The sequence below is a fragment of the Terrabacter sp. 2TAF16 genome (assembly GCF_052115065.1).
Taxonomy (GTDB): domain Bacteria; phylum Actinomycetota; class Actinomycetes; order Actinomycetales; family Dermatophilaceae; genus Terrabacter.
The window spans coordinates 85,822-109,481 of the sequence record NZ_JBFRFZ010000009.1 but is presented as its reverse complement, the minus strand read 5'-3'; the positions used below and the strand labels follow the sequence as shown (position 1 = coordinate 109,481).

Genomic DNA, 23,660 nt, shown 5'->3' with positions numbered 1-23,660 from the left:
GGCTCAGCGGAGCAGGTCGCGGATGCGCGCCTGCCAGTCCGTGACGAGGGCTGCCCGGGTCGTTCCGGTCGTGCTGCGCAGTGCGGCGTCGACGGCTGCCTCGCGGTCGTCGAGCCGGGAGGTCGGGACGTCGAGTCCGCCGGCCGCGGCCCGGTAGAGACGGACGACGGCCTGGGTGCCGTGTGCGTCGGCGAGGGTCCGCAGGGCCAGCAGCGAGAGGCCGTATGCCGCCGCGAGCGCGTGGGTGCCCGGGTCGAAGTCCGCGTCGGCCGGCAGTGCCTGCGGCAGGCCGGACGCTCGCACACGTTCGAGCGCCGGAGCGACGATCGTCGCCTCCGGCAGGTCGATCGGCTCATAGGCGACGAGCTCGGCGAAGCCCTCGGACAGCCAGACGGGTACGGCCCGTGTCGTCGAGGCCCGCACGGTGACATGGGTCAGCTCGTGCGTCATGACGACGTCGCGACCGTCGGGACGCAGTGAGGCCCACGCTCCCGGGACGAGCACGATGCGGTCTGCACCGGCTCTCTCCCCCGGCGTCAGCGGACCGTCCGTGGCCGCGGCGACGCCGTCGAGGTCGCCGGCCGTGCGTCCGAGCAACCGGGCGGCGTCGACGTCGGTGGCCGGGGCGATCCAGACCGCGGGGCGCACCTCTCCCCACACGCTCGCGACCCGCGAGGCTGCCGTGCGCGCCCGACGGACGACCTCCTCGATCCGGTCGTCGTCGCCGACGCCCAGCACCAGCGCGGTGTGCGACCTCCGGACGACGAGGCCCGCGAGATCCCAGGGCTGCGGGCGCCCGGAGGGAGCCGACGCCGTGATGACCAGGCCTGCGGGCCGACTGGGGTCAGCCTTGAAGGTGAGGTCGAGGTCGAAGGACCGCGGACGAGCATCGAAGCCCCGAAGCCGGTAGGTGAGGCTCGCCCTGACGTCCCACTCGACCGTGGTCCCCCGGGCGGCCGGAACCGGCGCGGTGGTCTCGCGGACGCCGACGAGCCGGAGGCTCTCCACCGCCATGCGCGTCATGCGGTCGAGGACGGCGGCCTGTGTCGGGCGCAGCGCCGCGGATGACGCCCCCTGCAAGGGTGCGAGCCACCCGCTCTCGTCAGACCGCTCCGCAGCGGCGAAGCGGGCGCGCAGCAGCTCCGTCACCGCACGCTGACGGGCCGACGCCCACATCTCCGGAGTGACCTCGACGTCTGCGGGCACCCCGCCGCTGGGCGAGGTCGCGCCCGGTGCTGCCGTCGCCGGGGGTCCCGAGTGCGGACCGGCCGTCGTGCACGACGTCAGGGTCAGGACCAGCAGCGCGGCCAACGCCGCCGAGGCGGCCTCCCGCGCAGGTCCACGACGACGGGTGCCCGACACCGCGACATCGTGTCATGCGGACCTGTTGCGGTGGCCCGTCCCGTGGCCCGTGGGGTCAGATGGCGTGGCGCGCTCGGTGGTGCGTCACGACCTCGGCGGGCTCGAGGTCGGCGCGAGCCGTGTTGGCCGTGGACACGGAGACGAGCCCTGCCGCGACGAAGGCAGACACGGCCCGTCGCTCCGCGCGGTCGAGGGGTGCGGTCATGACCCCGTCGACCTCCCGGCGGTCGTCGACCGGCCGCGGGCGGCCGGGTCGCGTGTCGGCGCCGGGTGCGGTGGCGCCCGGACGCAGCGGGATCGCCGCCAGCGCGGTCACCATGCAGTCTGCGCAGTGGACGTCCCGCACCGGGCAGGTCTCGCAGTCGACGAGCATCATCGTGGTCCAACCCCTTCGTCTCTCGTTGCGATCTGTCGTGAAAGACGCTAGGTGGCCCCACTGACACTGCCCCGGGACACTCGGTCGTCGACTCGCCCCCCGGCCTCCTCCGGGGGACGGCGGACCGGCGTCGAGCCGCACGGGAGGGCAACGCACCGGGGGCCCATGATCCGCGGACGGCGTCCGGCCCCCCTTGTGCCAGAAGGGCTTGCGACCGACGCGCCTCCGAGGCATTGTCGGCGCCCCGGCATACCGTCGAGGTCATGCAGGCGATCCAGGCGACGTTCGACGACCTCGGCACCCCCCTTGCCGGCGTCACGTTCGTCGTCGTCGACCTCGAGACCACGGGTGGCTCACCCGCCCAGTGCGGCATCACCGAGATCGGCGCCGTCAAGGTGCGCGGCGGCGAGGTGCTCGGCGAGTTCCAGACCCTCGTCAACCCGGCCGAGCCCATCCCGGCGTTCATCTCCGTCCTCACGGGCATCACCGACTCCATGGTCCGCGACGCGCCGCGCATCGAGAGCGCCCTGCCCGCCTTCCTCGAGTTCGCCGCCGGCAGCGTCCTCGTCGCCCACAACGCCGGGTTCGACATCGGGTTCCTCAAGGCCGCTGCCGCCCGGGTCGGCGCGCCGTGGCCCGGCTTCCCGGTCCTCGACACGCTCCAGCTGGCCCGGCAGCTCGTCGTGCGCGACGAGTCGCCCAACCACCGGCTCTCGTCGCTCGCCCAGGTCTTCGGCTCCACGACGGCACCCGACCACCGGGCCCTGCACGACGCCCGCGCCACGGTGGACGTCCTCCACGGACTCATCGAACGTGTCGGCAACCTCGGCGTGCAGACGCTCGAGGAGCTGTCGAGCTACAGCTCTCGGGTCACCCCGTCGCAGCGACGCAAGCGCTTCCTCGCCGATCCCCTGCCCAGCGCCCCCGGCGTCTACCTCTTCAAGGACGGCAGCGACCGCGTCCTCTACGTCGGCACGAGCCGCGACATCCGCACCCGGGTGCGCACCTACTTCACGGCCTCGGAGCAACGCAGCCGGATGGCCGAGATGGTGCGCCTCGCCCACGTCGTCCACCCCGTGGTCTGCCAGACCTCGCTCGAGGCCCAGGTGCGCGAGCTGCGGCTCATCGACGAGCACAAGCCGCGGTTCAACCGCCGGTCCAAGGACGGCCGCAAGGTCATCTGGGTCAAGCTCACCCAGGAGCGCTTTCCTCGCCTGTCGATCGTCAAGCAGGTCCGCGACGACGACGCCCACTACATCGGGCCGTTCCGGTCCCGGGCCACGGCCCAGGCGGCCATCGACGCCGTCCACGAGGTCGTCCCCCTGCGTCAGTGCACCGGCCGGCTCACCGGCCGAGGCACCGCCTGTGCCCTCGCCGACATGGGCCGGTGCGGCGCCCCGTGCACCGGCGCGCAGTCCGAGGGTGACTACGCCGTCGTCGTCGCCGAGTGCCGCGCCATCTTCACCGGCAACGCCCGGCCCAGCGCCGAGCTGCTCCGGGTCCGCCTCGAGGAGCTGGCCTCGCAGGAGCGGTTCGAGGATGCGGCGCGGGTGCGCGACCGCTTCCTCCAGCTCGTCCGCGGAGCCGCTCGCGCCCAGCGGCTGGCCCCGCTGGTCCGCTCTCCCGAGATCATCGCCGCGCGCCGCAGCGACGTCGGTGGGTGGGAGCTCGTCTCCGTCCGCCACGGGCGCCTCGCCGGCGTCGTGGTGAGCCCGCGGGGCGCCGACCCGATGCCCTACGTCCAGTCGATGCAGGCCACGGCCGAGGTCGTGCCCGCACCGACGCCCGACCGTCCGTCCGCGCTCACCGAGGAGACGGAGATCCTGCTCCGGTGGCTCGAGGCGCCGGGCGTGCGCATCGTCGAGCTCGAGGGGACCTGGACGTGCCCCGTCGGCGGTGCCGGTTCGGTGCGCAGCGAGCTCGAGCCCGCCGTCGCATCGGCGCACGAGGTCGTCGGGTTCGACCACGACGTGCCCGGACCGCGTGCCGGCTCCCCGCACGGCGACCGGCCCGGCCGCGCCGGTCGCCCGGGCCGAGGCGGCGGCCTGCGTCGCGCGGGGTAGGCCCGGCTAGGGTGGTCCCGTGATCACCGCCATCGTCATGATCAGCTGCGAGGTCGACCGCATCCCGGAGGTGGCCGAGGCCATCGCCGACATCCCGGCCGTGTCCGAGGTCTACTCGGTGACGGGCGACGCCGACCTCATCGCCATGGTGCGGGTCAAGGCGCACGAGGAGTTCGCGGACGTCATCGCCGACCGGCTCAACAAGGTGCAGGGCATCGTCGGAACGTCGACGCACATCGCCTTCCGCACCTACTCGTCGCACGACCTCGAGGCCGCCTTCAGCCTCGGGCTCGAGGGCGAGTAGCAGGTCGACACAGACCCTCGGCTCGTCGCAGATCCCGGCCGAGCCGACCGAGTGGACGCCTGAGCGAGCCGCCCGCCTGACCGTCCGACCGGCTCAGCGTCGGGTCGCGGCCACCCAGCGTTCGACGAGGCCGGTCGCGGCTCCGCTGTCGATGGCCTGCGCCGCGAGGTCCATCCCGGCACGCACGTCACGGTCGAAGTCGCCCTCCGACGCCCCCGTGTCCGGACGCGTCAGCGCGAGCGCGATCCCGGCGTTGAGGAGCACGGCGTCCCGGACGGCTCCCGTCGCGCCGGCGAACACGTCATGGACCACGCCGGCGTTGTGCGCCGCGTCGCCGCCGCGCAGCTCCTCGATCGGGTGCAGCTCGACGCCGAGGCGGGTGGGGTCGAGCGAGCGTTCGGTGACGGACCCCTCGCGGACCCACCACACGTGCGTCGTCGTCGAGACCGTGACCTCGTCGAGACCGTCGTCGCCGCGGAACACCGCGGCGTCCTTGCCACGGTGCGCGAAGACGCCGGCCAGCAACGGGGCCATGCGGGCGTCCGCGCAGCCCACGGCGGCATACGTCGGCTGTGCCGGGTTGGTCAGTGGACCGAGGAAGTTGAACGCCGTCCCGATGCCGAGGTCGCGGCGCGGCACCGCCGTGTGACGGAACGAGGGGTGGAAGGTCTGTGCGAAGCAGAAGGTGATGCCGGCCTCCGACGCCACCTCGACGACACGCTCGGGAGGCAGGGACAGGTCGACACCGAGGGCCTCGAGCACGTCCGCCGAGCCGGACGACGACGAGGCGGCCCGGTTGCCGTGCTTGACGAGACGCACGCCGGCAGCCGCGGCCACCATCGCGGACATCGTCGAGATGTTGACCGTGTGGGCCCGGTCGCCACCGGTGCCGACGATGTCGAGGCTCGGCCCCGGCACCTTGATCCGCCGCGCGTGGGCGAGCATCTGCTCGGCCAGGCCCCGCATCTCCTCGATGCTCTCGCCCTTGGCGCGCAGGCCGATGAGGAAGCCCGCGACCTGAGAGGGCGTGGCCTCCCCGCTCATGATCTGCCCCATGGCCCACTCGGCCGTCGGCCGGTCGAGGTCACGACCGGCGATGAGGTCGGTCAGCAGTGCAGGCCAGGTCGTCGCGTCGGGCGCCATGCGTCAGGCCGTGGGCACGCCCGAACGCGCGAGCGTGGCGATGGCCGACGTCAGCGCGATCGGGTCGAGCGGGTGCGGGACGGCAAGGTCGGCCTGGGACCAGGCGGCGAGCCAGCTGTCCTGCGGACGGCCCGTGAGCACGACGATCGGGGGGCAGTCGAAGATCTCGTTCTTGAGCTGCTTGGCCAGGCCCAGGCCGCCGACCTTGGCGGCCTCGCCGTCGAGGACGAGGATGTCGAAGCGCTCGGACTCGACCGAGCTGATCACGGCGTCGGCCGTCGCGCACTCGTGCCAGCGGACCACCTCGACGTCCCTGGCGGGGCGACGGCCGACCGCCGCGCGCACCGCGTCACGGGTCGTGATGTCGTCGCTGTAGAGCAGGACGCTGACCCGCGCCACCGGCCGCTGCGCGCCGGTCGTCGGCGCGATGTCGGTGGACGTGCCCTGCGCTGCGCTGTCGTTCGAGGCGGTCATGCGACCGATGCTACCGGGCGGGTCGCGACCGACCGCACCGACCTCCCCACCCGCAAGACGACGCCTCAGACCGACGTGGGAGGGTGGTCCCGGACGGCCCACGACCCGGCTGTTCAGGGTTCATGTCGGAATGGTCACGAATCCTCTACACCCGCGCGAGAAAGGGCCCCGAAGCGGGGGGTCCCTCGCACAGCCGGACAGGAATGTGGGAATAATGTCCAACGTGGCGACAGCATCGGCAGTTCCTTCAAGCGCAGTAGCGAATCCGGCCCATCACGGGCCGGCGACCCGCCCCAACATGGTTGCCGTCGGCACCATCGTGTGGCTCTCCAGCGAACTCATGTTCTTCGCGGGTCTCTTCGCGGTCTACTTCCAGCTCAGGTCGGTCCGCGGTGACCTCTGGGCGGTGCAGACCGAGAAGCTCAACCTGCCCTTCGCGAGCGTCAACTGCCTCGTGCTCGTCATCTCGTCCGTGTGGTGCCAGCTCGGCGTCTGGAAGGCCGAGCGCGGCCAGAAGGCCCGCACCGGCAAGCTCCTCGACATCAAGGGCTGGGGCATGCGCGAGTGGTACGTCCTGACGTACCTCTTCGGCGCTTTCTTCATCGCCGGCCAGGTCATGGAGTACTCCGAGCTCGTCCACGAGAACGTCACGCTGAGCTCCGACGCCTACGGCTCGGTCTTCTACATGGCGACCGGCTTCCACGGTCTGCACGTGACCGGCGGACTCATCGCCTTCCTGCTCATCATCGCCCGCACCTTCACGACGCGGCGCTACACGCACGCCAATGCCACGGGCGCCGTCGTGACCTCGTACTACTGGCACTTCGTCGACGTCGTGTGGATCGCGCTCTTCGCGACCATCTACATCCTGCGCTGACCCCGGCATGATCGCGCAGCTGCACCCGACCCCCACCTCCATGGACGACAGGAACCCACAGTGAACGCCTTGGCCGCCCGACGCCGACACCCCGCCGCGATCGCGGTGCTGCTGCTGCTCGGCCTCCTCGTGACCGGCGGCGCCTACTCCTTCCTGGCCCCCAAGGACGCCAACGCGTCGGCTCCCACGGCGGCCGCCGACGACGTCGCCCACGGCAAGGACCTCTTCATCGCCAACTGCGCCACCTGCCACGGCGTCGGTGCCCAGGGCACGAAGTCCGGCCCGTCGCTCGTCGGCGTGGGCGCCGCCTCGGTCGACTTCCAGGTCGGCACCGGACGTATGCCGCTCGCCGGCCCGAACGTCCAGGCGCCCCAGAACAAGGTGAAGTTCGACGACGCCCAGATCTCCGCCCTCGCGGCCTACGTCGCCTCGCTCGGCCCCGGCCCGGCGATCCCGGAGGAGAAGTACACGACGGTCATCGAGCCCGGCACGCCGGAGAACAACAAGGCCATCGCCGAAGGTGGCCAGATCTTCCGCGTCAACTGCGCGATGTGCCACAACTTCGCCGGTGCGGGCGGCGCCCTGACCCGCGGCAAGTACGCCCCGGCGCTCGAGGGCACCACACCGAAGCACATCTACGAGGCAATGGTGACCGGGCCGCAGTCGATGCCGGTCTTCAACGACATGAACCTCACGCCCGAGGCGAAGCAGAAGGTCATCTCCTACCTCAAGGCGCAGGAGAACGAGACGAACGTCGGCGGCCTCACGCTGGGCAACCTCGGCCCGGTGTCCGAGGGGCTCTTCGCGTGGGTGTTCGCGCTCGGCATCCTCATCGGCTGCGCCGTCTGGCTCGGCAAGAAGGCAGCATGAGCCCGCGCTGCATCGCCTCGATCACGAACGACGACAGGACCACGACCCGATGAACGAGAACGACACCACGGACCACGGGACCAGCACGTCCCTCGTCCCGGCGTCCGACGCCGGAACCGAGCGACTCCCGGCGTCGCTGATCAGAGGGGTGGACCAGTTCGAGAACCCCGGTCTGCCGGCACACGTGCACCGCGCCGCCGACGACGACCCCGCGGCGGCCAAGCGCGCCGAGCGCCAGGTCGCGACGATGTTCGGTCTGTCGATGCTCGCCACGCTCGTCTTCCTGGTCAGCTACTTCGCCATCCCCGACGAGGCGACCTTCTTCTTCCCCGGTATCGGCATCGCCAAGACCCAGAACGTCGTGCTCGGCCTGTCGCTCGGCTTCGCCATCTTCCTCATCGGCATCGGCGCGGTGCACTGGGCCAAGACGCTGATGTCCGACGAGGAGATCGTCGAGGAGCGCCACGAGCAGGCCTCGACGACCGAGCAGCGCGCCAAGGCCGTCGCCGTCGTCAACGAGGGCGTCGCGTCGACGCAGCTCAACCGCCGTCCGCTCCTGAAGTACTCCCTCGGTGGGGCGCTCGGCCTCTTCGCCCTCCCCCTCGGCCTGCAGGTCGCCGGCTCGCTCGGCCCGACCAACGTCGAGGAGCTCAAGCACACCATCTGGGACCCGAAGGACAACGGCGGCAAGCCGATCCGGCTCATGCGCGACCCGGAGATGACGCCGATCCGCTTCGACGAGGTCACGTCCGGCTCGGTCTTCCACGTGATGCCCGAGACGCTCCAGAAGTACATCGACGAGGGCAAGCACGTCCTCGAGGCCAAGGCCAAGGCGGCGGTCATCCTGATTCGCCTCGACCCCGATCTGATCAAGGTGCAGAAGGCCAAGGACTGGGGCGTCGACGGCGTCGTCGCCTACTCCAAGATCTGCACCCACGTGGGCTGCGCGGTCGGCCTGTACGAGCAGCAGACGCACCACCTGCTCTGCCCGTGCCACCAGTCGACCTTCGACCTCACCGAGGACTGCGCCGTCATCTTCGGCCCGGCCAAGCGGCCTCTGCCGCAACTCAAGATCACCGTCGACGACGCGGGCTACCTCGTCGCCCCCGCAGGCTTTGCAGAGCCCGTGGGACCGAGCTTCTGGGAGCGTGCGCGATGAGCACCATCAACGAGACTCGTCCCGCGGACGCACTCCGCGCCGGCGACCGCCAGGCCGACGAGCGCGCGTCCGCCACCAAGCCGCTCGGCGGCATCGCCGGCTGGATGGACGACCGCCTCGGCGGTGCGAAGGGTGTCTCCTTCCTCGCCAAGAAGGTCTTCCCCGACCACTGGTCGTTCATGCTCGGCGAGATCGCGATGTACTCGATGATCGTCTGCCTGCTGACCGGTGCGTTCCTCACCTTCTGGTTCGTGCCCAGCGCCAGCCAGGTCGTCTACGACGGCTCCTACGTCCCGCTGCAGGGCGTGACGATGTCGGACGCCTACCGTTCGACGCTCGGGATCTCCTTCGACATCCGCGGCGGTCTGCTCATCCGTCAGATCCACCACTGGGCCGCCCTGATCTTCGTCGTGTCGGTCTTCGTCCACATGGCGCGCGTCTTCTTCACCGGCGCCTTCCGCAAGCCGCGTGAGATCAACTGGGTCTTCGGCACCATCCTGTCGCTGCTCGCGTGCATCGAGGGCTTCGCGGGCTACTCGCTCCCCGACGACCTGCTCTCGGGCACCGGCATCCGCGCCATGAACGGCTTCATCCAGTCGGCGCCGGTCATCGGCTCCTACCTGTCGTACTTCATCTTCGGCGGCGCGTTCCCCGGAGAGGCGATCATCCCGCGCCTCTACTCGGCGCACGTGCTGCTCATCCCGGCCATCCTCGTGGGCCTCTTCACGGCGCACATCCTGCTCGTCTTCCTGCACAAGCACACGCAGTTCCCCGGACCGGGCCGCACCAACAAGAACGTCGTCGGCTACCCGCTCCTGCCGGTGTACATCGCCAAGGCCGGTGGCTTCTTCTTCATCGTCTTCGGCGTCATCGCCCTCATCTCGGCGGTCGTGACGATCAACCCGATCTGGGCCTACGGTCCGTACGACCCCTCCCCCATCACCGCGGGCTCCCAGCCCGACTGGTACATGGGCTTCGCCGACGGTGCGCTGCGACTGCTGCCCGGCTTCCTCGAGTTCGAGACGTTCGGCTTCACGTGGAGCATGAACATCTTCCCGGGCTCGCTCATCCTGCTGCCGCTCATGTGGACGATCATCGGCGTCTACCCCTTCGTCGAGTCGTGGGTGACCGGTGACAAGCGCGAGCACCACCTGCTCGACCGCCCGCGCAACGCGCCGACGCGCACCGCCATCGGCATCGCCGGCATCTCGATGTACGTCGTGCTCTTCCTCGCTGCCGGCAACGACCTCATGGCGATCAAGCTGCACCTGTCGATCAACGACATCACGCAGACGCTGCGCGTGCTCTTCTTCGTCGCGCCGCCGGTCGCCTTCTGGATCACCAAGCGCATCTGCCTCAGCCTGCAGCGCGCCGACCGCCAGAAGGTCCTCCACGGTCGTGAGACGGGCACCATCTGGCGGCACGCCGACGGTCGCTTCGAGGAGATCCACGCTCCGCTCACCCCCGACGAGCGCTGGGCCCTGGTCCAGCACGAGTCCCACGAGCCGCTCGAGCTCACAGCGGGCAAGGACGCCAACGGAGTCGACAGCCCCATCGCCGGCAAGGAGCGCCTCCGGGCGAAGTTCTCGAACTTCTACTTCCGCGACCGGGTCGCCCCGGCCACCCCGTCCGAGCTCGAGGCGGCCCACCACGAGCACGAGGACCACGCGGCCGCGCCCGAGGGCGGGCACGAGGCCATCGAGCCCGCAGGGGCCGGCCAGGAGCGCGAGACGATCAAGGCCGACAAGCAGCACGGCTGACGCCTGGTCGCCTCCGGCGTCACCGACACGAGAGGGACCTCCCGGTGCGGGAGGTCCCTCTCGGCGTCCGGCGCCGCACCGTGACCCGAGATGTCGGTTATGAGAACTTTCTGAGATGTCGTCGAGAGCATCTGGGCACGGCCGTACCCCCGTCCCCCGACGACAGGCAGGTTCCATGCTCGACACGATCTTCGGCCTCCCCGTCCATCCCCTCATCGTCCACGCGACGACCGTCGTCGTTCCGGCCGCCGCCGTCACGGTGCTGCTCTCCGCCGTGTGGCCGCGCTTCCGTCGGTGGGCCGCCTGGATGCCGCTCGCGCTGTCCGTCCTCGCGGTGGTGCTCACTCCCCTGTCGACCGAGTCGGGTGAGTCCCTCGAACGACACGTGGAGCACAGCGACCTCATCGAGACACACTCACAGCTCGCCGAGGGTTTGCTTCCCTGGGTCATCGGACTCGGCGCCGCGGCGGTCCTGCTCTTCGTCGTGGCCCGCGGGGAGCGTCGGGCCGTGCCCACCGTCGCGCTGAGCGCCTCGGCCGCCGACCCGACCGACGAGACGCCCGCCCGCACCTCGCTCGTGCCGCGCTGGCTCCTCGTCGCCGGCGCGGTCGTCGGCCTCGTGGCGGCCCTCGGGACGACAGTGCAGGTCGTGCGCATCGGCCACAGCGGCGCGCAGGCCGCCTGGTCCGACTCCGTGTCCCAGACCCCGCCGCCGGCCAGCGGCGACGACGGCAACTGAGGACGCGGCCGTGGTCCGCGCAGCAGCGGGCCACGGCCACCCCTCGGGGCCGTTCGGCCCCGCGTGACAGACTCGGCCCATGCACCTGTCCGAGGCCGAGTTCGAGGAGGCGGTCGGGGACGCCCTCGACTCGATCCCCGAGGAGCTCGCCCGCGCGATGGACAACGTCGTCGTCCTCGTCGAGCAGGAGCCCCCGCCCGATGATCCCGACCTGCTCGGCGTCTACGACGGGACCCCGCTGACCGAGCGGGACGGCTGGTGGGACGCTGGCTCTCTCCCTGACCGCATCACGATCTTCCAGGGCCCCCTGGAGCGGATGTGCGACACCGCGGCCACGCTGCGCGAGGAGATCGCCATCACCGTCGTGCACGAGGTGGCCCACCACTTCGGCATCGACGACGACCATCTCCACGAGCTGGGCTGGGGCTGAGCTCCCGCACCGGGCCACGTGACGGGGGCCACCGTCGGGCCCCCGTCGGGCCATAGCGCGGCCACGGCGCGGCCACCTGCGGCGTGGCCGTGGGCGCGCGACGTCTCGCACGCGGGACAGTTTGTCCGGTCCACCCCGAGCGCCCCTTGTCGTCGCAGCCTGCCGGGGATACCGTCGAGGAACCGTTCAACCGATCGGATGGAGGTGCGTCAGATGTTCTCTCCCACACGATCGCACTGCGAGCCGCTCGGACCGTGAAGGTCAGGGTCGGATCGAAGGGGAAGGCCACGGCCTTCCCCTTCGCGCTGTCCGGACCCGGGGGCCCCGTCGGCAGGGTCGGGCGATGACGTCCTCACCGCAGCACGTCGTACGGCCGGCGTGGGGGCTCTCGTGGGCCCGACGAGCTCCGGCCGACCACGTCGCAGGGCCCCGGTCGACGACCGGGGCCCTGCGACGTCAGGCTCGAGATCAGATGGAGTACTCGCCCGAGAAGGACTCGAAGACCCACAGGCACACGGCGACGACCGCGAAGACGGCGCCGATGATGAAGAGCCACCAGCCGATCGCGAGGCCGGCGAACATGATGGCGCCGGAGCCGGCGAGCCACAGCGGCGTCCAGGAGCTCGCGACGAAGTAGCCGTAGTTGCCCTCGGCGTCCTCGATCTCACCGGCGGCATTGTCCTCGGGGCGCAGCGGCAGCTTCTTGCCGGTCATCCAGAGGTAGAAGCCGGTGAGCGCGAACAGCAGTGCGGTGAGGATCAGCGCCGTGACGCCGATCGGCTCCTCCCACTTGGACCAGAAGCCGTACATGAGCACGACGGGGACGAAGAAGACGAACAGGTAGAGGAAGAGCTTGGTCTCGACGCGCATCGGGATCAGTCCTCACGCTTCTGGGTGCTGGCGGTGGCCTTCTCGGATCCGGCCACGTCGGCCGGGCCCATGACCTGGACGAGGGTGCCCTGGTCGGCGACAGGCGCGACACCCGTTGCGGACTCGGGGTGGTGCAGGTCGAACGCCGGTCGCTCGGACCGGATGCGAGGCAGCGACGTGAAGTTGTGGCGGGGCGGCGGGCACGAGGTGGCCCACTCGAGCGACGCGCCGTAGCCCCACGGGTCATCGGACTCGACGAGCGGCGCCGTGCGCCACGTCTTCCAGACGTTGTAGACGAACGGGATCATCGAGGCACCGAGCAGGAACGCGCCCAAGCTCGAGACGATGTTCGCGAGCTGGAAGCCCTCTTCCGGCAGGTAGTCGGCGTAGCGACGGGCCATGCCCTCGACACCGAGCCAGTGCTGGATGAGGAACGTCATGTGGAAGCCGATGAAGAGCATCCAGAAGTGGATCTTGCCGAGCGTCTCGTCGAGCATCCGACCGGTGAGCTTGGGCCACCAGAAGTAGTAGCCGGCGAACATCGCGAACACCACCGTGCCGAAGACGGTGTAGTGGAAGTGCGCGACGACGAAGTAGCTGTCGGACAGGTGGAAGTCGAGCGCCGGGCTGGACAGGATGATGCCGGTCAGACCGCCGAAGAGGAACGTGACGAGGAAGCCCATCGCCCACAGCATCGGCGTGGCCATGACGACCTTGCCTCCCCACATGGTGCCGATCCAGTTGAAGAACTTCACGCCGGTCGGCACGGCGATGAGCATCGTCATGACCGCGAAGAACGGGAGGAGCACCTGTCCGGTGACGTACATGTGGTGCGCCCAGACGCTCGCCGACAGGGCCGCGATGGCGATCGTGGCGAAGACGAGGGTCTTGTAGCCGAAGATCGGCTTGCGCGAGAAGACCGGCAGGACCTCGCTGATGATGCCGAAGAACGGCAGCGCGATGATGTAGACCTCTGGGTGCCCGAAGAACCAGAACAGGTGCTGCCAGAGCATGGCCCCACCGTTCTCGGCGTCGAAGATGTGCATCCCGAAGCGCCGGTCACCGCCGAGGGCGAAGAGGGCAGCCGCGAGAATCGGGAACACGAGGATCGCGAGCAGCGAGGTGATGAGCACGGTCCACGTGAAGATCGGCATCCGGAACATCGTCATGCCGGGCGCGCGGAGACAGATGATCGTCGTGATGAAGTTGACGGCACCGAGGATCGTGCCGAAACCTGCGAGCGCGAGACCGAAGACCCACAGGTCACCGCCGACGCCGGGCGAGTAGCTGACGTCGGACAGCGGCGCGTAGGCGAACCAGCCGAACGCGGCAGCACCCTGGGGCGTCAGGAAGCCGATGGACGCGATGAGGCCACCGAAGAGGTAGAGCCAGTACGCGAACATGTTGAGGCGCGGGAACGCGACGTCGGGCGCACCGATCTGCAGCGGCATGACGGCGTTGGCGAAGCCGGCGAAGAGCGGCGTGGCGAAGAGCAGCAGCATGATCGTGCCGTGCATCGTGAAGAGCTGGTTGTACTGCTCGGGGTTGTCCACGATCTGGAGGCCGGGGGCCATGAGCTCGGCGCGGATGAGCAGCGCCATGAGGCCGCCGAGCAGGAAGAAGATGAACGACGTGATGAAGTAGAGGTTGCCGATGACCTTGTGGTCGGTCGTCGTCACCCACTTGACGAAGGTCTGGCCCTTGGCCATGCGCGGGCGGGCCGCGGTCGTCATGCTCGGGGCCTGCGCCTCACGGTTGTACGTTGCGGAGGTCATCAGTTGCTCCCAGTGCGAGCCGGTGCGGGGATCTTGTCGATGTCGGCCTGGACCATCTTCTCGCGGCTCACGTCGACGGGGATGAGGCCCTCCTGGCCGATGGCCTTGAGGTGGGCCATCTCCTGGTCGTACTCGGCCTGCGGGACGACCTTGACCATGAAGAGCATCTGCGAGTGGTAGGCGCCGCAGAGCTCGGCGCACTTGCCCTGGAACGTGCCGACCTGCGTGGGTGTCAGCTGGAACTTGTTCGTCTTGCCCGGGAGCATGTCCATCTTCATCATGAACGCCGGCACCCAGAAGCTGTGGATGACGTCGCGGGCGTTGAGGACGAACTCGACGCGCTTGTTGACCGGCAGGTAGAGCACGGGCATCTGCGCGCGCTTGCCCTCGGTGCCGTCGAGCTCGGTGTGGACTCCCGTCTCGTGGACGTTCGAGTCGACGTAGTTGAAGTCCCAGCTCCACTGCTTCGCAACGACGCTGACCGTCAGGTCCTTCTTCGTGCTCGTGTCGACGAGCCTGGCCTCGTCACGCGCGGTGTAGTAGAAGAAGACGGCCACCATGAAGACGGGGATGACCGTGTAGAGCATCTCCATCGGCACGTTGTAGCGCAGCTGGACGGGAAGCGTCTCGTCGCCCTTGCGCTTGCGGAAGCGGATGGCGGCGTAGAGCATCAGGCCCCACGTGAGGGCCCCCACCAGGAGGACGGCGATCCAGCTGCCGATCCACAGGTCGGTGACCCGCTGACCGCTGTCGGAGACCACCGGGGGCAGGTATCCGTTGGACACCTTTCCCTGGCAACCGCTGAGGGCCAGTGCGGCGAGGCCGGCGATCCCGGCGAGGCGCAGCCCGGTGCGTCGCCGCCCGGTCTCCCCCACCACCCTCGTCACCACCGGCGTTGCCGCTGGGGTGTCTTCGTGCTCAGGCACCAGGTGCACCTTTCGTTCCGTACGTGGGCGCGCAGGGCGCGCGTCGAACGTGTTCACGTCAAACCGTCTGGGCACCAAGGCCCACGGCGCAACCCTACCGTCCCTCTTGTCACGCTGTCCGCAGGGGGCGGCTAACGTTGCGGAGTGGTCAGTCACGATCCGGGCACGAACGTTGGACCTCGTCCGTCCGCCCCTTCCGGAGGCTCCCAGCGGGTGTCCGGCGGGCTCCCGGACGACCATCAGCACGACCGCGAGCCGGCACCGGTGCCGACGCCCGGGCCGACCCGGTCACCGGGCGTGCGGCGGCTGCTCGACGCCTCGTCCGGCCCGCTCCACCCCGTCGCACGCGACACCCTGCAGGCCGCGGTCGAGGTCGGCTGGGCCGACCCGGCCCGGCTGCACGCCGAGGGGCGCCGGGCCCGGGCCCTGCTCGACCGCTCCCGCGAGATCGTCGCCGCCGGTCTGGGGGTGCGACCCACCGAGGTGAGCTTCCTGCCCAGCGGGCCGACCGCGCTGGCCCGGGCCGTCGACGGGGTGGCGTATGCCGCCCGCCGGCGTGGGGCGCGCACCGTGGCCTCCGCGGTGGAGCACTCCGCCGTCCTCGTCCCCGGACGGGCCCGAGCGGCCGCGGCCGACGACGCGTCCCTGTTCGCGGAGGTCGCCGTCGACCCCCTGGGGCGGCTCGACCTCGACGCGTGGCGGAGCGCCCTCGCGGTCCCCGGCACCGTCGTGGCGGCGTTGCAGAGCGCCAACGGCGAGGTGGGCACACGCCAGCCTCTCGGGGCGGCCCGTGATGCCGCCGCGGCCCATCGCACACCCCTCGTCGTCGACGCCACGGCGTCCCTCGGACGCGACGACGTGCCTGCGGACTGGGACGTCCTCGTCGGTGACGCACGGTCGTGGGGCGGACCACCGCTCGGTGTGCTCGTCGTCCGCGAGGGCGTGCGCTGGCACTGGTCCGAGGCCCGCGCCGACGTCGAGCACAGCCGTGCGGACGTCACGCCGTGGGTGCCGCTGGCCCTCGCCGCGGCCGAGGCGTGGCAGCAGACGACGGCCACTCGTGCCGCGGACACGCAGGTGACGCGCGCGCTCGTCGACGACATCCGGCGCGCCGCCTCCGTGGTGCCCGACACCGAGGTCGTCGGCGATCCGGAAGACCGGCTCCCCCACGTCGTCACCTTCTCCAGCCTCTACGTCGACGGGGAGGCCGTCGTCGGCGCCTTCGACGCTGCCGGCTTCGCGGTGGCGAGCGGGTCGGCCTGCACGTCGAGCACGCTGGAGCCGAGCCACGTGCTCGCGGCGATGGGGGTCCTGACCCACGGCAACGTGCGCGTCACCCTGCCCCTGCCCGCGGTCTCCCCGTCTCTCGCCGACGACGTCAGCGTCTTCACGGCCGCCCTCGCCCCGACCGTCCGCGCCGTGCGCGACCAGCTCGGGGTCGGTGACCTGTGACCGACGACCCGTCCGTCGTCGACGCGCGCGGCGAACGCTGCCCCCTGCCCGTCATCCGCCTCGCCCGCCTCGTCCGCGACCGGCCGGACCTCGCGACCGTCACGGTCCTGGCGACCGACCCGGCCGCCGCCCACGACGTCCCGGCCTGGTGCCGGATGCGGGGCCACCGCTTCGTCGAGGCGCGTGCGGAGGGCGACCACACGGCATACCTCGTCGAGGTGGTCAGGCCCAGCGGGCCGGGAGCGGCGCGTTGAGCACGGTCGGCAGGATCGCGAGGTACTCGTCGCGCGGGACCTCGCGCACGCCGAGCGTGGCCAGGTGCGGCGTCTGCCACTGGACGTCGACGAGGCGGCGGGGGTCCCCGTCGGCGATGAGCAGGTCGCGCAGACCGACGAGGGCGACCTTCGAGGCGTCACGCTCGTGGTGGAACATCGACTCGCCCGCGAACAGGCCGCCGATGGCGACGCCGTAGAGGCCGCCGACGAGCTCGCCGTCCTGCCACGTCTCGACCGAGTGGGCCCACCCGGCGTCGTGGAGCTCGACGTAGGCGTCGACGATCTCGGGGGTGATCCAGCGACCGTCCCGGTCCGGCGCCGCGCAGGCCTCGACGACCGCGCGGAAGTCGGAGTCGACGCGCACCTCGAACCGGGCCACGGCCTTGCGCAGCGACCGGCTGACGCGCAGCTCGCGCGGCCGCAGGATGCCGCGGGGGTCCGGTGACCACCACCCGATCGGCTCGGCGCCGTGGTCGCCGATCCCCATGGGGAACACACCGACGGAGTAGGCCTCGAAGAGGGTCGCGACGTCGAGGTCGGCGCCGATGCCGATGAGGTCCTCGCCCGGGGGGACGCGGTCGAGCGCGAAGTCCCAGGGGGTGGACGGCGGCGGCGTGGGCACTGACGGGCTCCGGCTCTCGTGGGGGTGGGCTGCTCAGCGGCTCGCGATGACCGTCAGCGCCGGGCCGGCGGCGGCGTCATGGCCGTGGACAGGTGATGTGGGGCCCGATCTCGTCGGCGGACTCGGCACCGTAGGCCTCGGCGAGCCGCTCGAGGAAGCGCTCCTTGCCCAGGGCGTACTCCTGGGTGCCGACCGTCTCGATGACGTAGGTGGCGAGCATCGAGCCGAGCTCGGCGCAGCGCCGGACCGGCAGACCGGCCGCGAGACCGGTGAGGTAGCCGGCCCGGAAGGCGTCGCCGACGCCGGTCGGGTCGGCCTTGCGCACCTCGCGGGCGATCCCCACCTCGACGGGCTCCTCGCCGCGCACGCGGACGGTGACGCCGTCCTTGCCGCGGGTCTTGACCTGCACCCGGACGCGGTCGGCGAGCTCGTCCTCGCTCCAGCCGGTCTTCTGGCAGGCGAGGTGGCTCTCGTACTCGTTGGTGAAGAGGTACTCGGCCCCGTCGATGAGGCGTGCGATGGTCGGCCCGTCGCAGAACGCGAGCTGCTGCGAGGGGTCGGCCGCGAACGGGATGCCGCGCGAGCGGCACTCGTCCGAATGGCGCAGCATCGCCTCCGGGTCGTTGGCGCCCACGACGACGAGGTCGAGGCCGCCGACCCGCTGGGCGACCGGCGCGAGCTCGATGTCGCGCGCCTCGGTCATGGCCCCCGCGTAGAACGTCGCGATCTGGGCCATGTCGCGGTCGGTCGTGCAGATGAAGCGCGCCGTGTGCTGGGACTCGGAGTAGTGCACCGCGCCGCAGTCGACGCCGTGGCGCTCGAGCCAGCTGCGGTAGTCGGTGAAGTCCTCGCCGACCGCGCCGACGAGCAGCGGACGCTGACCGAGGTTGGCCATGCCGAACGCGATGTTCGCGGCGACCCCGCCCCGGCGGACCTGCAGGTCCGAGGTGAGGAACGACAGGGAGATCTTGTCGAGCTGCTCGACGACGAGCGAGTCGGCGAAGAGTCCGTCGAAGGTCATGAGGTGGTCGGTGGCGATGGAACCGGTGATGGCGATCTGCACAGCACGAACCTACCCGGGATCGCTGCCCCACCGACGCCGGCCCGACGCCGGCCCGACGCCGGCCCGACGCCGGCCCGACGCCGCCCCGATGACGGCCCGATGACGGCGAAGGGCCCGACCGTGACGGTCGGGCCCTTCGGACGTGCGGTGCGGCGTGCGCCGTGGCGCGGGCGGCTCAGCTGAAGGAGTCGCCGCAGGCGCAGCTGCTGCCCGCGTTGGGGTTGTCGATGGTGAAGCCCTGCTTCTCGATGGTGTCGGCGAAGTCGATCGTGGCGCCCTCGAGGTAGGGGGAGCTCATGCGGTCGACGACGACCTCGACACCGTCGAAGTCGCGGACGAGGTCACCGTCGAGGCTGCGCTCGTCGAAGTAGAGCTGGTAGATCAGGCCCGAGCATCCGCCGGGCTGGACACCGACGCGCAGGCGGAGGTCGTCACGACCCTCCTGCTCGAGCAGGCTCTTGACCTTCGTGGCCGCGACGTCCGTCAGGACGACACCGTGGGCGGGAGCCTCGGTCTGAACCTCGGCGGGAGATGCGTTCGTCTCGACACTCATGTGTTGGTCCTTCACGTCGTGGAGCATGGGTCGGAAGAGAGAACCCATGCCGCGCCGGATGTGTTCCCGACGTCTCCAAGGATACGTCGCCCCCCACCCGAATCGTGCATCCTCCCCCCGTCCGGCGGCTCAGGATGTGGACGGCGACCAGGTGCGCGCGACGCGTGCCGTGCGGTCGGCCAGGCGCGCGGCGGGCTCGGCGAGGGCGGCGGCGACCTGGTCGGGACGCTCCGCCACGGCATACACCCCGGAGAGGCCGGCCGTCATGGCCTCCCGCCGGCCGACGAGCGACTGACCGGGGACGGCGATGACCGGCACACCGACGCGCGCGGCCGCCTCGGCGACGCCGACGACGACCTTCCCGCGCAGCGACTGCCAGTCGAAGCTGCCCTCGCCCGTGACGACGAGGTCGGCGGAGGCCACGAGGTCGGGGAACCCGACGGCGTCGAGCACCGCCTCGACCCCGGACACGCGGCGCGCACCGAGCAGGTGCAGGGCGTAGCCGAGCCCACCTGCTGCTCCGGCTCCGGGTTCGCGCTCCGGCTTGAGGAGGGTGCCGGTCAGCAGGTCCTTGGCCGGCGGCCGAACCCGGGCCACGACACTCGCGAAGTGGCCCAGCGCGTTCTCCAGCCGCTGGGCGTCCTCCTCGGACGCGCCCTTCTGGGGGCCGAAGACCGCGCTCGCCCCCTTGAGGCCGAGCAGCGGCGAGTCGACGTCGCTGGCGATGACGAGGTCGACGCCCCGCAGCCGGTCGCGCGCGGCGTCCAGGCCGGCGACGTCGTCGGGCGTCGCGGCGGCGAGCGCCAGCCCGCCGTGCCCGAGGCGGGTGGCGGGCCCGACCCCGAGGGCGCCGAGCAGGCCGGCCCCCGCGTCGTTGGTGCCCGACCCGCCGAGCCCGATGACGATGCGCCGGGCGCCGGCGTCGAGGGCTGCGAGCACGAGCGTGCCGACCCCCGAGGTCGACGTCACCGTGGGGTCGCGTTCGTCCGGGGCGAGCAGGTGCAGACCGGCCGCCTGCGCCGACTCCACGTATGCCGTCCGGCCGCCCGCGCCCGTCGTCAGCAGGATGGTGCCGGGCACCTCACGGCCGAGCGGGTCGGTGGTCACGACGGCGTGGACCTCGCCCGTGAGCGTCTCGGCGAGGACGTCGACGAAGCCGGGTCCGCCGTCGGAGAGCGGCACGAGCGTGACACGGTCGCCCGGCGCCGTCCGCCCCCAGCCCTCGGCCATCGCGGCCGCGGCCTGGGACGCGGTGAGCGTGCCGGTGTAGCAGTCGGGAGCGAAGATGACGTGCACGTCGGGCATCCTCCCATCCGGCTGCCTCGCGCCGCGTCCCACTGCCGTTCGAGGTGATCGCGGCACGACCGTGGGCGGCGCGATCACCTCGAGCAGCAGTGGATGTCGGCGCGAGGGGCGGTAGTCAGCGGTGGGGCAGGAAGAGGCCGGCGTCGCCGAACTCGTGCCAGGCATAGCGGTGCGCCACCGCCTCGTCGTACGCCTGCTGGGCCAGGTCGGCCCCCGCGACCGACTCGACGAGGAGCAGGTGCGAGGCGTCCGGGTTGTGCCAGCCGGTGACGAGCCCGTCGACGACGCGGGCCGGACGGTCCGGCGAGATGACGACCTCGGTCCAGCCCGCCGCCGCGCGCACCCGGCCGTCCGGACCGGTCGCCGACTCGATGGCCCGCGTCGCCGTCGTGCCGACGGCGACGACCCGGCGCCCGCGGTCGCGCACGAGGTTGACGAGGGCTGCCGTCTCCCCCGACACGGCGAACCGTTCGGGCTGCGGCGCCTCACCGGCCTCCTGTGACGACAGGCCGGTGTGCAGCGTCACGGGAGCGACGACGACGCCCGACGACACGAGCCCGGTCACGAGGTCGGCGGTGAACGGTCTGGCGGCGCTCGCCATCTCGGCGCTGCCCGGCAGCCGGGCGAAGACCGTCTGGTAGTCCTCGAGCGGGAACCTCGAACGGAGATGGCCGTAGGCGATGGGCCGGCCGTGCGTCGCGAGGTGCTCCGCGAGGGTGCAGTCGTCGAGCTGCGTCGCCCGCCACAGCCGGTTGCCGTGTCCCGTCGGGGACGAGTCGGGCCTCGGGTAGGGCGCCTCGAGGCGCAGCCGGGGGCCGCCCGCCGCGAGGTCGACGACGTCGCCCTCGAGCGCGTCGAGCACCGGGCGCCGCGCGTCGGGGGCGGTGCGCAGCTCCACGACCCAGGTGCAGTCGTCGAGCTCGGAGGCCACGTGGACGACGACGGCGCCGCGTCCGGCCACCCGACCGTCGATCTCGCCCGCCACGGTCGCCGAGTTGTTGACGAGGAGCAGGTCGCCGGGCGACAGGTGGTCGCCGATGGCGGCGAACGTCGTGTGCTCGACGCGCACGGTTCCCGAGGAGGGCTCCGAGGCGACGAGCAGGCGGACGCCGTCCCGGTCGAGGCCTCTCCTCTCGGGCGGAGCGTCGGCCGTGAGGTCGTCGGTGGCGCGGAAGACGGTGTGCGGGACGTGCGCGAGGGCCGCGGTCACGAGGCCACCCCCGACGTCGCCGCGAGCAGCTCGGCAGCCCGGTACCGACCGCTGGCGGGTCGCGACGCGAGCAGCGCCATGATCCCGGGCACGGCGACCTCCTCCGGCAGCGGCCGGTCGCCGATGTCCTCCCCCGGGAACGCCGCCTGGTGCATCGCGGTACGCATGTCGCCGGGGTCGAGGGCGTATGCGCGGATCGAGGGCACCTCCGCCCCGAGGGTCAGCGTCAGGTGGTCGAGCGCGGCCTTGCTGGCGCCGTAGGCGCCCCACGTCTCGTAGTGCTCGACGCCGGCGTCGGACGAGACCGCGAGGACCGTCCCTCCGGTGGCCTCGAGCGACGGCAGCAGCGAGCAGGTCAGGGCGTGCGCCGCGACGACGTTGACGGCGAGCACGGCCGCGAGGTCGTCCGTCGTCAGGTCGCGCAGCGGACGCAGCGGGAGCGGACCGAGGGTGCTCGCGTTGTGGACGAGCAGGTCGAGGCCGTCCGGACCGGCCGGCCCGGTGACGACGTGGGCGACGTCGTCGCGGTGGACGGCGTCGCTGACGTCGCCGGCGAGGCCGACGACGTCGTGACCGTGGCCGCCCAGGGCGGAGACGGTCTCGGCGAGACGGTCGGCGTCGCGGGCGGTGACGACGAGGTCCCAGCCCCGGACGGCGAGGGCCTCGGCCAAGGCCCGGCCGAGGCCTTGGGTGGCACCGGTGACGAGTGCGGTGGGCATCATGACTCCAAAGGTGGTCGTGGGTCGATGGCCACAGCCTCAGACATCAAGTTCACTTGAGGTCAAGTGCCCGGGCGCTGGGAGCGCTCGGGGCGGCATACGATCTGCACATGACGACCGACACGGCATCGGCCCCGGCTCCCGCTCCGCTCCCCCTCCTCGTGCTCGGGCAGGGCACCGACCTGCACACCGAGCGCGGCGTCGAGTGCCCGGGCGACCTTCCGACGGCGTCCGACCCCGACCTCGTCGAGCGGGCGCGCGCGGCCAAGACCGCTCTCGGGGACCGCGTCTTCGTCCTCGGGCACCACTACCAGCGCGACGAGGTCATCGAGTTCGCCGACGTCACCGGTGACTCGTTCAAGCTCGCCCGCGACGCCGCCGCCCGGCCCGACGCGCCCTACATCGTCTTCTGCGGCGTGCACTTCATGGCCGAGTCCGCCGACATCCTCACGAGCGACGAGCAGACCGTGATCCTGCCCGACCTCGCCGCCGGCTGCTCGATGGCCGACATGGCCGCGATCGCCCAGGTCGAGGACTGCTGGGAGCAGCTGACCGCGGCCGGCGTCGCCGAGCAGACGATCCCGGTCACCTACATGAACTCCGCCGCCGCGATCAAGGCCTTCACCGGGCGCCACGGCGGCACGATCTGCACGAGCTCCAACGCCCGCACCGCCCTCGACTGGGCCTTCGAGCAGGTCGGTGGCGTCGGGCTGGACGGGACCGGCACCGGCAAGGTGCTCTTCCTGCCCGACCAGCACCTCGGCCGCAACACGGCCGTGCGCGAGCTCGGCCTGTCGCTCGACGACTGCGTCGTCTGGGACCCGCACCGCCCGAACGGCGGCCTGACCCGGGAGCAGCTCGAGAACGCCCGGATGATCCTCTGGCGTGGGCACTGCTCCGTGCACGGCCGTTTCTCCGTCGACGCCGTCGAGGCCGCCCGCCGCGAGATCCCCGGCGTCAAGGTCATCGTCCACCCCGAGTGCCAGTACGAGGTCGTCGAGCGGGCCGACGAGGTCGGCTCGACGGAGAAGATCATCCAGACGATCGCCGCCGCCCCGGCCGGCACGTCGTGGGTCGTCGGCACCGAGCTCAACCTCGTGCGCCGCCTCGCCCAGCAGTTCCCCGAACAGCGGATCGCCTTCCTGGAGAAGAACGTCTGCTACTGCTCGACGATGAACCGCATCGACCTCCCGCACCTCGTGTGGGCGCTCGAGTCCCTCGTCGAGGGCCGGGTCGTCAACCCGATCCGCGTCGACCCGACCGTGGCCGCCGAGGCGCGAGCCGCGCTCGACCGGATGCTCGCCCTGCCCGGCACCACCCACAAGGACTGACG

General features: G+C 71.4%; 24 protein-coding genes. 11 read left to right on the top strand and 13 right to left on the bottom strand.

From position 1 onward, the window contains the following. Window positions 1-3: 3 nt before the first annotated feature. Together AB4Z14_RS15205 and AB4Z14_RS15200 are read right to left on the bottom strand one after the other, a co-directional pair. Window positions 4-1,362 (bottom strand): hypothetical protein, encoded by a 1,359-nt coding sequence (locus AB4Z14_RS15205; RefSeq protein ID WP_442275916.1) that lies wholly within the window; start codon window positions 1,360-1,362, stop codon window positions 4-6. A gap of 55 nt (window positions 1,363-1,417) precedes the next feature. Then, window positions 1,418-1,738 (bottom strand): hypothetical protein, encoded by a 321-nt coding sequence (locus AB4Z14_RS15200; protein ID WP_442275915.1) that lies wholly within the window; start codon window positions 1,736-1,738, stop codon window positions 1,418-1,420. Window positions 1,739-2,001: 263 nt separating this feature from the next. On the opposite strand from AB4Z14_RS15200, the gene AB4Z14_RS15195 reads away from it, so the two are divergent. Together AB4Z14_RS15195 and AB4Z14_RS15190 are read left to right on the top strand one after the other, a co-directional pair. Beyond that, a complete protein-coding gene (locus tag AB4Z14_RS15195; protein ID WP_442275914.1) occupies window positions 2,002-3,801 on the top strand; it encodes a DEDD exonuclease domain-containing protein in 1,800 nt (599 codons plus the stop codon). Window positions 3,802-3,820: 19 nt separating this feature from the next. Then, entirely contained in the window at window positions 3,821-4,105 is a 285-nt protein-coding gene (locus AB4Z14_RS15190) for an Lrp/AsnC family transcriptional regulator (protein WP_020145466.1), read from the top strand. A 93-nt stretch (window positions 4,106-4,198) separates the two neighbouring features. On the opposite strand, the gene trpD is transcribed toward AB4Z14_RS15190, so the two are convergent. Together trpD and AB4Z14_RS15180 are read right to left on the bottom strand one after the other, a co-directional pair. Beyond that, on the bottom strand, window positions 4,199-5,248 hold the full coding sequence (trpD, locus tag AB4Z14_RS15185) for an anthranilate phosphoribosyltransferase (RefSeq protein WP_442275913.1): 1,050 nt from the start codon (window positions 5,246-5,248) through the stop codon (window positions 4,199-4,201). Window positions 5,249-5,251: 3 nt separating this feature from the next. Then, window positions 5,252-5,722, bottom strand: coding sequence for a response regulator transcription factor (locus tag AB4Z14_RS15180; protein WP_442275912.1), 471 nt, complete (start codon window positions 5,720-5,722; stop codon window positions 5,252-5,254). Between the two features lie 214 nt (window positions 5,723-5,936). On the opposite strand from AB4Z14_RS15180, the gene ctaE reads away from it, so the two are divergent. The 6 genes from ctaE (at window position 5,937) to AB4Z14_RS15150 (ending at window position 11,557) form a co-directional block, all read left to right on the top strand. Then, a complete protein-coding gene (ctaE, locus tag AB4Z14_RS15175) occupies window positions 5,937-6,599 on the top strand; it encodes an aa3-type cytochrome oxidase subunit III (RefSeq protein WP_081633962.1) in 663 nt (220 codons plus the stop codon). Window positions 6,600-6,659: 60 nt separating this feature from the next. After that, window positions 6,660-7,469, top strand: coding sequence for a cytochrome bc1 complex diheme cytochrome c subunit (gene qcrC, locus AB4Z14_RS15170; RefSeq protein ID WP_442275911.1), 810 nt, complete (start codon window positions 6,660-6,662; stop codon window positions 7,467-7,469). A gap of 49 nt (window positions 7,470-7,518) precedes the next feature. After that, the gene (qcrA, locus tag AB4Z14_RS15165; protein ID WP_056781123.1) at window positions 7,519-8,628 is read left to right on the top strand and encodes a cytochrome bc1 complex Rieske iron-sulfur subunit; all 1,110 of its coding nucleotides are present in this window, start codon (window positions 7,519-7,521) and stop codon (window positions 8,626-8,628) included. Beyond that, a complete protein-coding gene (gene qcrB / locus AB4Z14_RS15160) occupies window positions 8,625-10,388 on the top strand; it encodes a cytochrome bc1 complex cytochrome b subunit (protein ID WP_442275910.1) in 1,764 nt (587 codons plus the stop codon). Before qcrA ends, qcrB begins: the two co-directional genes overlap by 4 nt. 175 nt (window positions 10,389-10,563) lie before the next feature. Beyond that, complete coding sequence (locus tag AB4Z14_RS15155; protein WP_442275909.1) at window positions 10,564-11,127, top strand: DUF2231 domain-containing protein; 564 nt, start codon at window positions 10,564-10,566, stop codon at window positions 11,125-11,127. Window positions 11,128-11,206: 79 nt separating this feature from the next. Next, window positions 11,207-11,557: a metallopeptidase family protein gene (locus AB4Z14_RS15150; RefSeq protein WP_442275908.1), complete on the top strand. Its 351-nt coding sequence runs from the start codon at window positions 11,207-11,209 to the stop codon at window positions 11,555-11,557. 468 nt (window positions 11,558-12,025) lie between these two features. On the opposite strand, the gene AB4Z14_RS15145 is transcribed toward AB4Z14_RS15150, so the two are convergent. Genes AB4Z14_RS15145 through ctaC form a run of 3 tightly spaced genes read right to left on the bottom strand, consistent with a single transcriptional unit; the run spans window position 12,026 to window position 15,137 of the window. Beyond that, entirely contained in the window at window positions 12,026-12,427 is a 402-nt protein-coding gene (locus AB4Z14_RS15145) for a cytochrome c oxidase subunit 4 (protein ID WP_056781137.1), read from the bottom strand. A gap of 5 nt (window positions 12,428-12,432) precedes the next feature. Further along, entirely contained in the window at window positions 12,433-14,160 is a 1,728-nt protein-coding gene (ctaD, locus tag AB4Z14_RS15140) for an aa3-type cytochrome oxidase subunit I (protein ID WP_442275999.1), read from the bottom strand. 41 nt (window positions 14,161-14,201) lie between these two features. Further along, window positions 14,202-15,137, bottom strand: a complete 936-nt coding sequence (gene ctaC, locus AB4Z14_RS15135) for an aa3-type cytochrome oxidase subunit II (RefSeq protein WP_442275907.1) — start codon at window positions 15,135-15,137, stop codon at window positions 14,202-14,204. A gap of 204 nt (window positions 15,138-15,341) precedes the next feature. On the opposite strand from ctaC, the gene AB4Z14_RS15130 reads away from it, so the two are divergent. Continuing rightward, a complete protein-coding gene (locus AB4Z14_RS15130; protein WP_442275906.1) occupies window positions 15,342-16,580 on the top strand; it encodes a cysteine desulfurase family protein in 1,239 nt (412 codons plus the stop codon). After that, the gene (locus tag AB4Z14_RS15125; protein WP_056781144.1) at window positions 16,577-16,834 is read left to right on the top strand and encodes a sulfurtransferase TusA family protein; all 258 of its coding nucleotides are present in this window, start codon (window positions 16,577-16,579) and stop codon (window positions 16,832-16,834) included. Before AB4Z14_RS15130 ends, AB4Z14_RS15125 begins: the two co-directional genes overlap by 4 nt. Here the strand turns inward: AB4Z14_RS15125 and aat are convergent. From aat to AB4Z14_RS15095, 6 genes are all read right to left on the bottom strand, one after another. After that, on the bottom strand, window positions 16,803-17,477 hold the full coding sequence (gene aat, locus AB4Z14_RS15120; protein ID WP_442275905.1) for a leucyl/phenylalanyl-tRNA--protein transferase: 675 nt from the start codon (window positions 17,475-17,477) through the stop codon (window positions 16,803-16,805). The genes AB4Z14_RS15125 and aat overlap by 32 nt on opposite strands. A 76-nt stretch (window positions 17,478-17,553) precedes the next feature. Further along, window positions 17,554-18,540: a carbohydrate kinase family protein gene (locus AB4Z14_RS15115; protein ID WP_442275904.1), complete on the bottom strand. Its 987-nt coding sequence runs from the start codon at window positions 18,538-18,540 to the stop codon at window positions 17,554-17,556. A gap of 175 nt (window positions 18,541-18,715) precedes the next feature. Beyond that, the gene (gene erpA, locus AB4Z14_RS15110; protein WP_020145450.1) at window positions 18,716-19,093 is read right to left on the bottom strand and encodes an iron-sulfur cluster insertion protein ErpA; all 378 of its coding nucleotides are present in this window, start codon (window positions 19,091-19,093) and stop codon (window positions 18,716-18,718) included. A 129-nt stretch (window positions 19,094-19,222) separates the two neighbouring features. Continuing rightward, the gene (locus AB4Z14_RS15105) at window positions 19,223-20,389 is read right to left on the bottom strand and encodes a glycerate kinase family protein (RefSeq protein ID WP_442275998.1); all 1,167 of its coding nucleotides are present in this window, start codon (window positions 20,387-20,389) and stop codon (window positions 19,223-19,225) included. 124 nt (window positions 20,390-20,513) lie between these two features. Then, window positions 20,514-21,608 carry an S-adenosylmethionine:tRNA ribosyltransferase-isomerase gene (locus AB4Z14_RS15100; protein WP_442275903.1) on the bottom strand — a complete coding sequence of 365 codons (1,095 nt, stop codon included), beginning with the start codon at window positions 21,606-21,608 and terminating at the stop codon, window positions 20,514-20,516. Continuing rightward, complete coding sequence (locus AB4Z14_RS15095) at window positions 21,605-22,330, bottom strand: SDR family NAD(P)-dependent oxidoreductase (protein WP_442275902.1); 726 nt, start codon at window positions 22,328-22,330, stop codon at window positions 21,605-21,607. The genes AB4Z14_RS15100 and AB4Z14_RS15095 overlap by 4 nt, the downstream gene beginning before the upstream one ends. A 107-nt stretch (window positions 22,331-22,437) precedes the next feature. Here AB4Z14_RS15095 and nadA point away from each other — a divergent pair, with 107 nt between their 5' ends. Next, window positions 22,438-23,658, top strand: coding sequence for a quinolinate synthase NadA (nadA, locus tag AB4Z14_RS15090; RefSeq protein ID WP_442275901.1), 1,221 nt, complete (start codon window positions 22,438-22,440; stop codon window positions 23,656-23,658). Window positions 23,659-23,660: the final 2 nt, after the last annotated feature.

Excerpts from the sequence above, each read along its gene's own strand:
- AB4Z14_RS15200 (WP_442275915.1), bottom strand. The coding sequence starts at position 1,738 with ATGATGCTCGTCGACTGCGAGACCTGCCCGGTGCGGGACGTCCACTGC.
- AB4Z14_RS15195 (WP_442275914.1), top strand. The coding sequence starts at position 2,002 with ATGCAGGCGATCCAGGCGACGTTCGACGACCTCGGCACCCCCCTTGCC.
- trpD (WP_442275913.1), bottom strand. The coding sequence starts at position 5,248 with ATGGCGCCCGACGCGACGACCTGGCCTGCACTGCTGACCGACCTCATC.
- AB4Z14_RS15180 (WP_442275912.1), bottom strand. The coding sequence starts at position 5,722 with ATGACCGCCTCGAACGACAGCGCAGCGCAGGGCACGTCCACCGACATC.
- ctaE (WP_081633962.1), top strand. The coding sequence starts at position 5,937 with ATGTCCAACGTGGCGACAGCATCGGCAGTTCCTTCAAGCGCAGTAGCG.
- qcrA (WP_056781123.1), top strand. The coding sequence starts at position 7,519 with ATGAACGAGAACGACACCACGGACCACGGGACCAGCACGTCCCTCGTC.
- qcrB (WP_442275910.1), top strand. The coding sequence starts at position 8,625 with ATGAGCACCATCAACGAGACTCGTCCCGCGGACGCACTCCGCGCCGGC.
- AB4Z14_RS15155 (WP_442275909.1), top strand. The coding sequence starts at position 10,564 with ATGCTCGACACGATCTTCGGCCTCCCCGTCCATCCCCTCATCGTCCAC.
- AB4Z14_RS15150 (WP_442275908.1), top strand. The coding sequence starts at position 11,207 with ATGCACCTGTCCGAGGCCGAGTTCGAGGAGGCGGTCGGGGACGCCCTC.
- AB4Z14_RS15145 (WP_056781137.1), bottom strand. The coding sequence starts at position 12,427 with ATGCGCGTCGAGACCAAGCTCTTCCTCTACCTGTTCGTCTTCTTCGTC.
- ctaD (WP_442275999.1), bottom strand. The coding sequence starts at position 14,160 with ATGACGACCGCGGCCCGCCCGCGCATGGCCAAGGGCCAGACCTTCGTC.
- erpA (WP_020145450.1), bottom strand. The coding sequence starts at position 19,093 with ATGAGTGTCGAGACGAACGCATCTCCCGCCGAGGTTCAGACCGAGGCT.
- AB4Z14_RS15095 (WP_442275902.1), bottom strand. The coding sequence starts at position 22,330 with ATGATGCCCACCGCACTCGTCACCGGTGCCACCCAAGGCCTCGGCCGG.
- nadA (WP_442275901.1), top strand. The coding sequence starts at position 22,438 with ATGACGACCGACACGGCATCGGCCCCGGCTCCCGCTCCGCTCCCCCTC.